The 14,365-nt window shown below is 46.0% G+C and carries 12 protein-coding genes, 1 other RNA gene, 1 pseudogene and 1 riboswitch; of the genes and pseudogenes, 6 read left to right on the plus strand and 8 right to left on the minus strand.

Features of this window, described 5'->3' with window-relative positions:
- Nucleotides 1-3 precede the first annotated feature (3 nt).
- The gene (locus tag ICV90_RS06910; protein WP_215357490.1) at nucleotides 4-1,236 is read right to left on the minus strand and encodes a YHYH protein; all 1,233 of its coding nucleotides are present in this window, start codon (nucleotides 1,234-1,236) and stop codon (nucleotides 4-6) included.
- A 165-nt stretch (nucleotides 1,237-1,401) separates the two neighbouring features.
- Here ICV90_RS06910 and ICV90_RS06915 point away from each other — a divergent pair, with 165 nt between their 5' ends.
- The gene (locus ICV90_RS06915) at nucleotides 1,402-2,025 is read left to right on the plus strand and encodes a TetR/AcrR family transcriptional regulator (protein ID WP_215357492.1); all 624 of its coding nucleotides are present in this window, start codon (nucleotides 1,402-1,404) and stop codon (nucleotides 2,023-2,025) included.
- On the opposite strand, the gene ICV90_RS06920 is transcribed toward ICV90_RS06915, so the two are convergent.
- The 6 genes from ICV90_RS06920 to ICV90_RS06945 all read right to left on the minus strand — a co-directional run bounded on the left by ICV90_RS06920 (nucleotide 2,026) and on the right by ICV90_RS06945 (nucleotide 8,690).
- Complete coding sequence (locus tag ICV90_RS06920) at nucleotides 2,026-2,958, minus strand: methionyl-tRNA formyltransferase (protein ID WP_215357495.1); 933 nt, start codon at nucleotides 2,956-2,958, stop codon at nucleotides 2,026-2,028. It abuts the gene before it with no gap.
- A gap of 1 nt (nucleotide 2,959) precedes the next feature.
- Nucleotides 2,960-4,207, minus strand: coding sequence for a formyl-CoA transferase (gene frc, locus ICV90_RS06925; protein WP_215357497.1), 1,248 nt, complete (start codon nucleotides 4,205-4,207; stop codon nucleotides 2,960-2,962).
- A gap of 140 nt (nucleotides 4,208-4,347) precedes the next feature.
- Nucleotides 4,348-4,776, minus strand: a complete 429-nt coding sequence (locus ICV90_RS06930; RefSeq protein ID WP_215357499.1) for a PAS domain S-box protein — start codon at nucleotides 4,774-4,776, stop codon at nucleotides 4,348-4,350.
- An 82-nt stretch (nucleotides 4,777-4,858) separates the two neighbouring features.
- Nucleotides 4,859-6,109, minus strand: coding sequence for a formyl-CoA transferase (gene frc, locus ICV90_RS06935; protein ID WP_215357501.1), 1,251 nt, complete (start codon nucleotides 6,107-6,109; stop codon nucleotides 4,859-4,861).
- Nucleotides 6,110-6,158: 49 nt separating this feature from the next.
- Entirely contained in the window at nucleotides 6,159-7,868 is a 1,710-nt protein-coding gene (gene oxc, locus ICV90_RS06940; protein ID WP_215357503.1) for an oxalyl-CoA decarboxylase, read from the minus strand.
- A gap of 204 nt (nucleotides 7,869-8,072) precedes the next feature.
- Entirely contained in the window at nucleotides 8,073-8,690 is a 618-nt protein-coding gene (locus ICV90_RS06945; protein WP_072583791.1) for a Crp/Fnr family transcriptional regulator, read from the minus strand.
- Between the two features lie 82 nt (nucleotides 8,691-8,772).
- Nucleotides 8,773-8,988: riboswitch (cobalamin riboswitch) on the plus strand.
- Between the two features lie 142 nt (nucleotides 8,989-9,130).
- Here ICV90_RS06945 and ICV90_RS06950 point away from each other — a divergent pair.
- From ICV90_RS06950 to ICV90_RS06970, 5 genes and pseudogenes are all read left to right on the plus strand, one after another.
- Nucleotides 9,131-11,161: a TonB-dependent receptor domain-containing protein gene (locus tag ICV90_RS06950; RefSeq protein ID WP_215357505.1), complete on the plus strand. Its 2,031-nt coding sequence runs from the start codon at nucleotides 9,131-9,133 to the stop codon at nucleotides 11,159-11,161.
- Nucleotides 11,162-11,188: 27 nt separating this feature from the next.
- A complete protein-coding gene (locus ICV90_RS06955; protein ID WP_215357507.1) occupies nucleotides 11,189-11,476 on the plus strand; it encodes a hypothetical protein in 288 nt (95 codons plus the stop codon).
- Nucleotides 11,457-11,672 (plus strand): annotated as a pseudogene (locus tag ICV90_RS10365) (cell division protein ZapA); the annotation flags it as partial. The gene ICV90_RS06955 and the pseudogene ICV90_RS10365, both read left to right, overlap by 20 nt.
- 99 nt (nucleotides 11,673-11,771) lie before the next feature.
- A non-coding RNA gene (gene ssrS, locus ICV90_RS06965) (6S RNA) lies at nucleotides 11,772-11,990 on the plus strand.
- Nucleotides 11,991-12,809 carry a sulfite exporter TauE/SafE family protein gene (locus ICV90_RS06970; RefSeq protein WP_215357516.1) on the plus strand — a complete coding sequence of 273 codons (819 nt, stop codon included), beginning with the start codon at nucleotides 11,991-11,993 and terminating at the stop codon, nucleotides 12,807-12,809.
- Here the strand turns inward: ICV90_RS06970 and ICV90_RS06975 are convergent, their stop codons facing one another.
- The gene (locus ICV90_RS06975; RefSeq protein WP_215357518.1) at nucleotides 12,810-14,333 is read right to left on the minus strand and encodes a malonyl-CoA synthase; all 1,524 of its coding nucleotides are present in this window, start codon (nucleotides 14,331-14,333) and stop codon (nucleotides 12,810-12,812) included.
- Nucleotides 14,334-14,365 lie beyond the last annotated feature (32 nt).

Genomic DNA, 14,365 nt, shown 5'->3' on the forward strand with positions numbered 1-14,365 from the left:
TATTTATCGCAGAACCTTGGTGATTACCGAAGAAAAATACTGCAAAAACAAGTCTTTATTACTTTGCGCAAGAGCTGCTATATCTTGCGCTAGAGTAGTTGCTGTAGCTGGCGTAATTGAGGCTGGAATTAAGGCAGTAATACCGGCGTAATTAGCACCCTCAGTCATATCGCTATTCGGCAATGCTTTTGCATAATCCACCACACCATGGAAACAACCGACTGAATATGGGTATTCACGGTTTAGATGGTAGTGATAGATATTCGTCATCTGGCCATCCCACATCACGGGGGCTGTATGGCCATGGCACTGATCCAATTGTTTATTGGTAATCATTTGTCCATCCTCACCGCGTGGACCATAGATTCCATAACCATCTAAAGCGTAACCAAATATTGGTGATGGGCCAGAGTTTCCTTGATTTGGGAAGCACTTCCAGGAGTAGCCGTGAATGTGATATTGCTTGTTATAAGGATGACCCCAACATTGATCCAATGGCAATGCTGAAGATGGGTTGTACCAAGAGGTGCTTGAGTTTGCTAATTCGGCATGCCAAACGGTTCCAGTCAAAGCAATCCCGGTAATTAGAGATGAAATTGGGCCAGGCAATACATTGCCATTGGCATCCTTGATGTTCTCAACAGGAACTTTTGGAATGTAGCTCTCAAGGTTGTAGGTAGCAACGGGAATTAAGTCAGCTGTTGGATATTCCGCGCTACCCCCAGGTAATGCGTTGTAATAAGGATAGGCAGGCGTTCCTGGTTGAACTGGAAATTTACCCATCGCAAAATTTGGCAAGCCATTGCCCTTGAAATAACGATAAGGAACATTCGTGATGCCTGCAGTATTCGTCCCCGTGGTACTCGTCACCGTCAGATTGAAGCCAGCAGGATCAATATCCGTTGCATAAACAGTTCCGCTCACATAAGGCATCGCTGACAACACAATCGTATTGTTACTTTGATCAATCCAAGAATATGTGGATTGTGCAAATTGCGTGTTCGCAGGAATTGGGCTATTCGGAACTAGGCCAAAGACAGGATTCAAGCACATACCATTGACAGCACATAGATAAGGACTCATCCCGTTAGCAGAATTTACTAAGGTAGTTGGTGTGCCGGGATCAGAGGTAGACGAGGACGAAGATGAGCCACCGCCACATGCAAATAAGCCAGCAGTCACCAAAGATACTGCACCCATTAGAACTACACGTTTTTTAGTTACCTTAATGCCCATTGCAGACCTCTATTAAATTTGAATGCCTTGTTTATAACCTTTAAAGGGGGTTTAGAGATATCAGAATGTGTTCACCTTTTTCTGATTTAGGCACCCTTTAAACCCAATAACCATGGGGTTTGGTAGACTCATTCATATATCTATTTCTTCTGTTCACTTATCAAAATGTCTAAAAACCTCGAAATTGACTTTTCAGATGCCAAGCAAGATCGATCAAAGAAAACCCTGGATGACCTTCTTCAGGCTGCCTATGCAATTGTTGAGGAGGCTGACCCTGCCGCATTTACTAGCCGTTCCTTAGCCGGCAAAGCTGGTTACTCGCTTGGCACCTTGAGCAAAAGATTGGGTTCGGTGGAAAATGTCTTCTTCTGGGCCATCCAGAAAGGTAGAAAAGGCAAATTCAATCAAGTTGCGAAAGACATGGATCAATTAGATCCAAAATTAAATGTCCGCGAATTTGTAGAGGTATTTGTTGATAAAAGTTTCTCCGGAATCAATGTAGTGACTCCGTCAGTCATGCGCTTTTATGATCAAAGGTTTACTAAGAAAAATGGTTTAAGTCCTGATTACTTTGACTATGTCGATGTATTGGTTGAGCCCTATCAGCGGATGTGCTTGAGAAATGAAAGTAACACTTTCAGAGTCATTTCTCAGGATGAGGCAAGATTGATTTTTAAAGCGATCTTAACTTTTGTAGAGAGGCCTTTTGCAAATGGCGACCCAATTATGGGCACGGCAGAGCATCGCAGAATTGCTGTTGAAGTAATTACCAGAATGCTTGCTAAGTAGTTAAAGCGTAAAGAACTGCCCTACTTCTAGATTCAACTCTTTAGCTAACTCAGCACCAGTCACTTTACCCGCAGCGCCTTTAGCCTTCAGGACCTCAATCTGTCCACCGTGGCAGGTAATGAAGAAAGAATCTAGCGTGATTTGAGTAACTTCTCCCGGCTTGCCTTTAACAGCACCAAACGTTGCAGCCACATGTTTGTGGCAATCGTAGATCTGTACTTTCTGCTCGCCAAACTTAGTCCACGCACCAGGCGCAGGATTGCATGCACGAATGAGGTTATAGATTTGACTGATGTGTGTTGCCCAATGAATCTGTGCAGCATTTACATCAAACCAACCTTCATAGTTTGCTTGTGATTCATCTTGAACTATTTCTTGATGCTTACCTGCAACTACAAGATCAGCAGTCTCTAGGAGAGCTTTCACACCGATCGGAAATAAATGATCAAAGTAGATCTTGCCTAATGTGTCATTAGGTCCAATGGCTACTTCTTTTTGCAAAATCACTTCGCCTTCATCTAAGCCATCGGATGGACGGAAGATGGTTAAACCAGTCCTCTCTTCACCCAATGCAATTGCCCAATTGATGGCGCTCGGACCACGGTATTTAGGCAGCAAGGATGGGTGGTACTGAATCGTGCCGTGCTTAGGAATCTTACAAAGCTCTTGCGGCACAAACTGAAGCACATAAGCCATTACACAGATGTCTGCATTGGCATCAATCATGGCCTGAGCGGCTTCTGGGCCCTTCAAGGAAGCAAACTGCAAGGGGGTTAAACCCCTTGCTAACGCCGCTTCTTTTAAGACTTCGGGTTTGCTTGATTTAGGATTGTCGGGTGGGCAGAAAACGGCAACCACTTCGTCGCCGCGATCTAAAAAGGCCTCTAATGCCGCCTTACCAAAATCCGCACTCCCAATTAAAGCAACCCGCATCTTAGATCACCTTCTCGTGACGTAATGCAATCAATTCATCAGTTGAGTAACCTAACTCACTAAGAATCTCATCAGTATGCTCACCAAGCAATGGTGAACGCTCTACGTCAGTCGGGCTATCGGACAACTTAATTGGGTTGCCAACAGTGAGGTACTTGCCACGAATTGGATGATCTACCTCAACCACTGTTCCAGTCGCGCGCAACGCTGGCTCTTCAGCAATTTCTTTCATGGAAAGAATTGGGCCGCATGGGATGTCATATTTATTCAATACGTCCATAACTTCAAACTTCGTCATAGTCATGGTCCACTTTTCGATCTCACCGAAAATTTCCATCAAGTGTGGCAAGCGTGCCATTGGCGATGCGAAACGCACATCTGTAATCCAATCTTCACGCCCAATTACTTTACAAATCGCTTCCCAAACTGGTGCCTGTACGATCACATACATGTAAGCATTTGGATCAGTTTCCCAGCCCTTACACTTCACAATCCAACCAGGCTGACCACCGCCAGAAGCATTACCAGCACGGGGTACAGCGTCACCGAACTCGCCGTTCGGGAATTGTGGGTACTCTTGCATCAGACCAACGCGCTCTAAACGCTGTTGATCACGCAACTTCACGCGGCACAGGTTCAACACTGCATCTTGCATCGCTGCCAATACTTTCTGACCACGGCCAGAGTGAGTGCGTTGATACAGTGCTGTCACGATACCTAATGCCAAATGCAAACCCGTTCCGCTATCACCAATTTGTGCACCAGTAACCATCGGAGGGCCATCATCAAAACCAGTGGTGGATGCTGAACCGCCCGCGCACTGCGCTACGTTCTCATACACCTTGCAATCTTCATATGGGCCAGGACCAAATCCTTTAACAGATGCCATGATCATCATTGGATTGAGTTCTTGAATACGTTCCCAAGAAAATCCCATGCGATCGAGTGCACCTGGTGCAAAGTTCTCAACCAATACGTCGCACTCTTTAATGAGGCGTTCTAGAATTTCTTTACCCTTTTGGGTTTTAGTATTCACGGTAATCGAACGCTTGTTATGGTTCAACATCGTGAAATACAAACTATCCGCATCGGGGATGTCACGCAATTGACCGCGTGTTGCATCGCCTTCACCGGATTTTTCTACTTTGATAACGTCTGCACCAAACCAAGCCAGCAACTGAGTGCAGGTTGGGCCTGATTGAACGTGCGTAAAGTCGAGGACTTTGACCCCCTCTAGTGCTTTTGCCATGATTTAAGTCCTAATAAGAATGAAAATTTTGAATTAAGGCAATTTTACCAGTGGGGAATAGGGAAAATTGAGGCGTGCCCGTTTTTTGGGCATGTATTCCATCTAAACCTGCATTTACTCTTGTTAGGGTCTATATGCGGCTAAGTCTGAGGATTTTCAAGCTCAGAAAGTCGCTTTTTAAGGGCCCTTTCTTCGGCAAAACGCTCGCTTTCATCCCGAATAATGGCAGCCACCCCGCTAGCCTTCCCCGAGGCGTCAAACAGCATGCCTACAGTGAATGCAATCGATATAGTGCTGCCATCCTTGTGCTTGGCTGGCACTTTCAATAAGGATGCGCCATAACGGGTCGTGCCCGTCTCCATTGAATGGTTGTATCCCTCATTGTGTTTCTGGCGCTGACGCTCAGGAACAATGAGATCTAAAGTATTTCCAAGGGCTTCTTGCTCTGAATAACCAAAGATGCGTGTGGCGGCAGGATTCCACAGCACGATCTTTTCATGGGCATCAGCAACCACAATGGCATCGCCTACGCACTCTACTAACTGGTGTAAATCAATATTGGTGTTCATGTGATCAGTCTATAGAGTTTTTAAGAAATAAAAAAGGCGCTCACTAGGAGCGCCTTCAAATTAATGCCAGTATTACTTGTTATTAAACTGCTTTAGCTGTGTGTAACTTAGCGATGTCATCAGCGCTATAGCCTAGATCAGCCAATACTTCGTCAGTGTGCTCACCCAATACTGGTGATGGACCAACTTCGATTTCCAAATCAGAGAACTTGATTGGGCTACCGATAGTCAAATACTTACCACGTACTTTGTGATCCACTTCAACGATAGAACCACTCTTACGCAAGTCAGGTGAGTTAGCCAATTCTTTCATTGAGAGAACTGGAGCACATGGAATATCGAACTTGCGGAGAATGTCCACAGCTTCGTATTTAGTCTTGTCTTTGAGCCAATCTTCAATAGTTGCGAAGATGTCAAAAATCTTGTCTTGACGAGCTTCAGCAGTCATGTACGCTGGATCAGTTGCCCACTCTGGCTTACCAATCGCACGAGTAATTGGCTCCCAAGCGTGACCTTGAATAGTGAAGTAGATGTATGCGTTTGGATCTGTTTCCCAACCCTTACACTTCAACACCCAACCTGGCTGACCGCCACCACCAGCGTTACCGCCACGTGGAACTACGTCAGTGAATGAACCGTGTGGGTACTGTGGGTACTCTTCCAAGTAACCAATCTTGTCCAAACGTTGTTGATCGCGCAACTTCACGCGGCACAAGTTCAATACAGCGTCTTGCATTGAGCAAGATACTTTTTGACCTTTGCCAGTTTTTTGACGCTGCATCAACGCAGTCAAAATACCAATCGCCAAGTGCATACCGGTATTGGAATCGCCCAAGGCAGCAGCAGAAACAGTAGGAGGACCATCCCAGAAACCAGTTGTTGAAGCAGCGCCGCCAGCACACTGAGCAACGTTCTCATATACCTTTAAGTCTTCGTATGAGTGGCCATCGCTAAAACCTTTTACAGAAGCCATGATCATTTTTGGGTTCAATTCTTGGATACGCTTCCAAGAGAATCCCATACGATCCAAAGCGCCCGGGCCAAAGTTCTCAACCATGACATCAGAAGTTTTGATCATCTTCTCTAAAACTTCTTTACCTTCTTGAGTCTTAGTATCCAAAGTCAAAGAACGCTTGTTACCGTTCAACATTGTGAAGTACAAAGCATCTGCACCTGGAATGTCGCGCAATTGGCTACGAGTTACGTCGCCAGAACCTGGACGCTCAACCTTGATTACGTCAGCGCCGTACCAAGCCAACAACTGAGTACATGCAGGGCCTGCCTGTACGTGTGTGAAGTCAATAATGCGAATACCGTCTAATGGTTTAGTCATGTGTGTTTCTCCTTAAGTCTTTCTTGTTTACTTCTAAATTAGTCTGGAATTACTTCTTAGCAGCTGCTGTGGATGGGTTTAAGTTCGTTAAACGTCCACTCTCAGTACCTGCAGTTTCATCAATAACAGCATTGATGAGGGCTGGTTTACCGGCAGCAATCGCTTCTGTTAACGCTGCTTCTAATTCTGCTGGAGTAGTTACGTAGTAACCAACACCACCAAACGCTTCAATCATTTTGTCGTAACGAGCATCTTTAACGAATACAGTTGGTGCAACATCAGCACCACCTGTTGGGTTTACATCAGTACCCCGGTATACGCCGTTGTTATTGAATACAACAGTCGTGATTGGCAGGTTGTAACGGCAAACTGTTTCCAATTCCATACCGCTAAAGCCAAATGCGCTATCGCCTTCAACTGCAATTGTTGGCAAGCCGCTAATGACAGCTGCGCCAATGGAGTAACCCATACCAATTCCCATAATGCCCCAAGTTCCGGAGTCAAAACGCTTACGTGGCTTGTACATATCCACGATTGCACGGCAATAGTCGAGTGTGTTTGCGCCTTCGTTAACCAAGTTCACATCTGGGTTCTTCTTGATCACGTCACGAATCACACGTAATGCGCCATGGAAGTTCATTGGATTTGCTTCTTTAGCCAATGTCTCTGCCATCTTGGCTAAGTTCTTATCCTTCTTCTCAGTGATCGCAGCAATCCACTCAGCGCTTGGCTTAGGAACAGCAGAGATACCCTTCAAGAGTTCACCAACGCATGAACCGATATCACCGATCAATGGAGCAGCGATTTGTACGTTGCTATCCACTTCGTTTGCCTGAATATCGATTTGGATAAATTTCTTAGGCTCTTTGCCCCAAGTTTTACCTTTACCGTGTGCCAGCAACCAGTTCAAACGTGCACCAACCAATAACACTGCATCAGCTTCAGCCAATACAAATGAACGCGCTGCAGAAGCAGATTGTGGATGATTGTCTGGCAACAAACCTTTAGCCATCGACATCGGCAAGTAAGGGATACCTGATTTTTCAACTAAGTCACGAATCTCTTTATCGGCTTGAGCATAAGCAGCACCCTTACCCAAGAGAATCAATGGACGCTTAGCGCCCTTCAACACATCTAATGCACGAGCAACTGCATCAGCCGCTGGAATTTGACGTGGAACTGGATCGATTACTTTGAAAATGGATTTCTTAGCTTCATCAGCAGGCATTGTTTGAGCCAGCAACTGAGCTGGCAAATCTAAATACACGCCACCTGGACGACCAGAAACGGCAGCACGGATTGCGCGAGCAAAACCGATACCGATATCTTCAATGTGGTTAATACGATAAGCAGCTTTGCAATATGGCTTAGCTGCATTGAGCTGATCCATTTCTTCGTAGTCACCCTGTTGCAAGTCAACGATTTCACGTTCGCTTGAACCAGAGATCAAAATCATTGGGAAGCAGTTCACAGTTGCATTAGCAAGTGCTGTCAAACCGTTCAAGAAACCAGGAGCAGAAACAGTCATACAGATACCTGGCTTTTGCGTCATGTAACCAGCAATAGCGGCAGCATTACCTGCGTGTTGTTCGTGACGGAAGCCGATAAAACGCAAACCTTCTGCTTGCGCCAAACGACATAAGTCGGTAATTGGAATACCAACGAGGCCGAAAATAGTATCGAGGTCGTTTGCTTTCAGGGCGTCAATGACGAGGTGAAAGCCATCGGTTAATTGTGTGTTTTGATTATCAGTTGTCATAGAAATTTATATAGAAATTGCGGGTTTGCTCTTGTAGAGCCAATGCAATTTAGCTTTCGCTAACGTCTCCAATGTAGTTATAAATCGCATAACGGGTTTTGTATCCCGCTTAGGCTGAGATGAATATTAGGCTTGGGGAAGGGGTTCATCATTGACTTCGGTCAATTTCCCCTTAAATCCTATAATTACGAGCGTTTTTGGCCCTTAAACAAAGAGCTCTTTATGCTTCGTTTTAAGGCGACTTAGGGTCTCAGGAGAGAGATTGAGGTAGGCTGCCAGCTCCTTCTTTGGGAGAAGCTCGAACAAATCCTCGTATTTACGCAAGAAACGCTCTACCCGGCCTGGAGCATCGAGCATATGCAAGGTAATGGTGTGAGCCATGATTTCACTCATCAGGCGCATCACCTCGAACTCAAAGCTCTCTTTGAGGGGTTTGTGCTCCTCAAGGAATTCTGCCCATTTCTTCATGGGCATCCGGGCTACACGCGCCTTAGTGACACACGCAATACTGTATGGGGCAGCGGTTTTTAAGCGCCATGCGGCATAGCTCGTTTCAATATCTTTTTCGATGGCGAAACGCAAAATCATCTCTTTGGCATCCGCGCTCGAAACAATCCGCTTCAGAATGCCATCCAGAACGAAGTACTGCTCCATCTGGTGATCACCTTGATGCAGCAAGATTTCTGATTTTTTGAGGTCCGCAATCTCTAAATGGCGCTCTAAATCAGCCATTGCCGAGGGATCCAAGCTTTTTAAGACCGAGTTTTGACTCAACTGTAGACGAATCAGGTTTTTTTCGGGATGCTTATCTAATACGGTCATGAATCCTTGCTCCAAGACCCTCTATTGTAGGCTTTTTTACCTCTCAAAGCCTTGAATACCCTCTTGGCGCACTTCAAATCCGCTAGAATGAAGAGGTCGTGGTGCTTTATTGCAGTGCAATAAAGTTAAACGGGAAACACTAAACGTGTGCTGCCCCCGCAACGGTAGGTAAATACGCCCTTTTGGTTTATTTGGGGCGTCAGGAATCTGACAAAGCCACTGTGCGCGTCAATCGCATGGGAAGGCCAGATTCTGATATTTACTAGCCCGGATACCGGCCAAGACAGGTGGAATTTTGCGGACGGGGATCTTCGCGCGCCAAGTAAGCGCTGAGTCTCTTGATACTGCGCCCAACTGACGCCTGAACTCCTGCACGGGAAATTCTGTTCGACCCAGCTAACGGGGAAGTTAGCTAGGCAATCGATAACAGAAAGTGAATCATGAAGCAGCAGTTCATTAAAGCGGTCGCTACATTCTGTGGCGCCATAATCACATTAAGCATTTTTTCAACAGCATCAGCTCAGGTTGGCTCAAGCGTTTCAGTGACCAACTCACTTAGCCCAAGCGAACCAGTGATTGTCACTGCCAATCGAGCCCCAACCCTGGGCAATAACGTTTTGGCAGATTATGACTACATAGGCCCAGAAGAAATTGCTCAAGCTGGCCAATCTTCTTTAACGCAACTTTTGCAGAGACAACGCGGCGTAGAAATCACAAGTGGTAATGGAGCGGGCGGAACAGGAGCTAGCGTATTTTTACGCGGCGCATCAAATGGACAAAGCATTGTCTTAATTGACGGCATACGCTCTGACTCAGGATTTAATGGAGGCCCTACTTGGGAGTCTATCCCCCTGCCATTAATTGATCACATTGAAATTGTCTTCGGTCCACAGAGCAGCCTATATGGATCAGACGCAATTGGTGGCGTAGTACAGATTTTTACCAAGGATGGTTCTGGACCGCCTAAGGTCAGCGCATCAACGGGTTACGGCACTTATGGAACCAGCGTTAGCGAGGCTAGTGTTTACGGCGCTACTGAAGGTGAGCAAAAGATTCGCTACTCGCTCGGCGTTAGCCAAACCCTTTCAACCGGATACAACAGCATTGCAAGCAACAACCCTTTTGGACTTACTGCAATGAAAACCGGCTACGTACAAAGTGGTGTAACTGGAAAATTATCCCAAGAGTGGTCTAAGGGTCAAGTAATTGGCGCTCAATTTATGCAGAGTCGCTTAAGCAATCAAGTGCCAGGATTTAATGCGGGTGATTATGCTAACAATCCAAGTTATACCGACTGTTCCTACAATACCGCGGGCCCTTGTGGTGCCCCAGGGCCTCAGCAAGCGCAAAGCTTTATTAATCAGCTTGGCACCTACAGCCTGTTTTCACAAAATCAAGTGACCGATATTTGGAAAAGTTTGTTACAAGCATCCCTGTCAAATAACAGTGGACAGAATTTACAAGATGCCACTACTTATAGCCCTGCGTATAACCCAATCACCAAAACCAAGCAAAATATTTACACTTGGCAAAACGATATTGCAATCGGCACAGATCTCTTGCAACTCCTGGCTGAGCGCCGCACTCAAAATGTAGACCTCAATCAAATTAACTTTTTTACAAGCGGCTTGCCAGAAGCATTTAGTCAAAGTAGAAATACCAACTCAGCAGCAGCCTCTTACCAACTAAAGCGAGGCTCCAATCTTGCGAACGTGTCGCTTAGAAATGACAGCATCACCGGTTACGGCCCCCAAACCACTGGTGGCGCATCATATGGATATTTTTTCACGAAAGAGTGGCGAGCAAATATTAACTATGGAACTGGATTTAGAGCGCCATCATTTAATGACCTCTACTATCCTGGCTACGGCAACCCCAATCTTCAGGCCGAAAAAAGTAAAAATACTGAGGTGGGATTGCATTACGACACTAATACATATGATGCTCATTTAGTCGGCTACAACAACACCACCACCAACCTGATTCAATTTGCAAACGTGAATTGTCCTGCTTCATTAATTTATGGATGCGCCTCTAATGTTGCTGTGGCAAAAATTAGCGGTGTGTCGATTGGGCTAGGCGCACGTCTAGGTAACTTCGCATTAAAAGGCTCTTTTGATCAGCAAAGTCCAATCAACCAAACCACCGATCAAGTCCTAGCAAAACGTGCCCGAACATTTGGCAATGCTTCCGTTGAATACAATCGCAATCGCGTTATTGCAGGCTTAGGGGGCACCTTCTCGGGCCAGCGACAAGATATTTCTGGGACAGATGCTAATTCTGGCAATGCTTACAACGGCATCATGGGTGGTTATTCCATCCTCAACCTGTATTCGAGCTATGAATTCGAGCCAAATTGGACTGTATTTGCACGCTGGAACAATATGCTCAATAAACAGTATCAATTGACATACGGGTACAACACGCCAGGATCCAACGTATTTGCCGGCCTGCGTTACGCCATGAAATAAGCTCTTTTTTCAGACTACAATGCCAGTATGAGCGAGACCCCCCCTCTTTCCACTGGCGACCTAGCCTCAGACATGGATGCGCTATGCGCATCCATCAATCGAGTGACTGGAAAAATTCAGGTTATTGCTGAGGCCGTTCAAAACTCCAATCAAAATCGAGTGCAACTCGAAAACAAGATTGAAGATGCGCAAAAGCGCATTCAACACATCCTAAGTCGCCTGCCAGAACAAAGCGACGGCCGCCAACTCAATCTACTGGGCGAAGCTATCCCACCAAATAACCCTGAGGATGACAATGAGCCAACAACGCATTGAGGTAAGTCTCGCCGGTCAGAAAATTACTCTGGCAACCAGTACTGAGCATGAGCCATTACTCCGTGCAGCATGTGTCTTGGTGGATGAACAAATTCAACTAGCCATCAATGGTGGCAACCGCAGTATTGAAAGAGCGAGCATGATGGCCGCACTCAAAATTGCTGGTGATCTCATTACTTTACAAAAAAATCCATCGCAACAAAGCACTCCCTCCCATGTGAGCGCTGATGAAGTAACTCGTCTTCAAGGTGAGATTCGTGCACTTGAAGATCAAGTAGATGCTTTGATGCAAACCCTTTCCCTGCCTGGTTCGCCAAGGCCAATAGTTCCTTGAACCGATGCGCAAGCATCCGGAACGATCTTTACCTTGTGGGCGTGAGCGTTTTGCGAGTTCACAGTGCCAACTTAGACTTGGTTACTCCCTGAGCCCCTTAATGCACCCGAAGCAGAGTAGCCGTTCCACCTTGAACCTTAGGGTTCAGGATGACGGCCTAGCGGCTAAGGCGGGGAATTCATGTTACTAAGCGATATCTTGATGTTGATGTTGTGCGGCGCCATCTCTGGCTACTTGGCTGGACTGCTGGGTATTGGTGGCGGCATGATTCTGGTGCCCTTCATGATCTTGGTTTTTAACCATCTGGGATTTAGTCAAGAAGTCATCGTGCATATGGCCATTGCAACAGGCATGGCCACCATTCTATTTACCACCACCTCTGCAATTTGGGCACATCACAAACATGGCTCTATTGATTGGAAGCTCGTCGCCTCCTTGAGTCCCGGAATGATTTTTGGTGGACTGGTTGGTGGCAGTGAATTGTTTGAGGCGCTCAAGACCTCATGGCTCTCACTTTTCTTCGCAGTCTTCATTGTTTACACCTCAATCCAAATGCTCCTCAATAAGAAGCCTAAGGCAGGCAGAGACTTGCCTGGGACGCTTGGATTATTTTCGTTTGGCACCTTTGCTGGAGCCCTTGCAAGCTTAGTAGGCGCAGGTGGGGCATTTATTACTGTGCCATTTATGCTTTGGTGCAACGTCAAGCCACATACAGCGATGGCCACCTCATCTGGCTTAGGCTTTCCAATTGCTGCAGCGGCGACGATAGGCTATATGTTTGGAAGCTGGGGCAACCCCAATCTTCCAGCAGGCTCTTTGGGCTTTGTTTATTTACCGGCGGTTGCGTGCATCGTGACGGTCAGTATCTTTACCGCACCTTTAGGTGCAAAGATGGCCAGAAAACTCGATATCGCTCAGCTCAAACGAGTTTTTGGCATCATGCTTTTTTTCCTTGCAGCCTTCATGTTTAATGAAAGCCGCAAGGCATTCGGCTTCTAATTACGCCGTGTACTGCTGACGCAAAATATTCTTTTGCACCTTACCCATAGCGTTACGAGGTAAATCAGCAACAATCTCTACGCGCTTTGGAATCTTAAAGTTTGCAATTTGTGTTTTCAAAGTAGCAATCATTGCTTCCGCATTGAGTTTTGCGCCAGCCTTAGGCACTACTACTGCCATCACTGCCTCACCAAAATCAGGATGCGGAATACCAATCACAGCACTTTCATCAACGCCAACCATATCATCGATAAAACTTTCGATCTCTTTCGGGTAAACGTTGTAGCCACCAGAAATAATCAAATCTTTGCTACGACCAACGATACATAAGTAATCATTAGGCGCTTTCCCACCATTAGCATCGCCACCCCAACGACCGACGTCACCAGTTTTAAACCAGCCGTCTTTGGTAAATTCTTCGGCAGTCTTCTCAGGCATGCGCCAGTATCCTGCAAACACATTCGGACCCTTCACCTGAATGCTGCCAATTTCATTAACCTTGCATGGCTTGTTATCTTCAGTCACTACACGTACCTTAACGCCAGGCAATGGCAGACCAACTGAACCACCTACGCGTTTTCCTTTGTAAGGATTGGAAACCAACATCACCGTCTCACTCATGCCATAACGCTCAAGAATCGGCTGGCCAATCACTTCTTTGAAAGTGTTAAATGTTTCTGTCAGCAAAGGAGCTGAACCAGAAACAAATAAACGCATATTGCTTGCTACTTTTTTAGTAAATCCTTTGTCAGCCAATAGACGTACATAGAATGTCGGCACACCCATCATCACGGTGGACTGCGGCATGTGCTTAATCAACTGCGCAGTATCTAAACGCGGCAACCAAATCATTTTGCTGCCATTAATCAATGCGCCATGGGCCGCCACAAACAATCCATGAACGTGGAAGATAGGCAAAGCGTGCAGCAATACATCACCTTTTTTCCAACCCCAGAACTTTTGCAACACTTGTGCATTGCTGCCAAGGTTCTTATGAGTAAGCATTGCGCCCTTGCTACGGCCTGTTGTACCGGAGGTATACAGAATCGCTGCAAGATCATCATCTTTTGCTGGAACAGTCTTGAATTTGTCGCTCAGATTTCCTGCGCGCTCCAATAAAGTACCCGTACGATTCTCGTCCAGCGTGAATACATGCTTAGTACCAGCCTTAGAAGCCACCTTGGAAACCCAAGAGAGATTCTTGCTGCTGCAGACAACTACTGCTGGCTCAGCATTCTCTAGGAAGTACTGGATTTCGGCTGACTGATAAGCGGTATTCAGCGGCAAATACACATAGCCCGCACGAATGGTTGCTAGATAAAGAAAAAGTGCCTCAGGAGACTTCTCAACCTGTACTGCAACCCTGGCTCCTTTTGGAAGCTTCAGGCTAGCAAGCAAATTAGCAAGCTTGGCGGTTGCTGACTCAAGGTCACCCCAAGAGTAATAAAGACCGTCGTGCGTCTCGAGAGCACACGCTTTTTTATCTTTTGGAAAACCTTTTTCCAAGAGTGAATATAAATTCATGAAATTTCCTATAAGACTATTATTTTTATCAA

Origin of the sequence: Polynucleobacter sp. JS-JIR-II-b4, from assembly GCF_018687815.1 — a bacterium.
GTDB lineage: Bacteria > Pseudomonadota > Gammaproteobacteria > Burkholderiales > Burkholderiaceae > Polynucleobacter.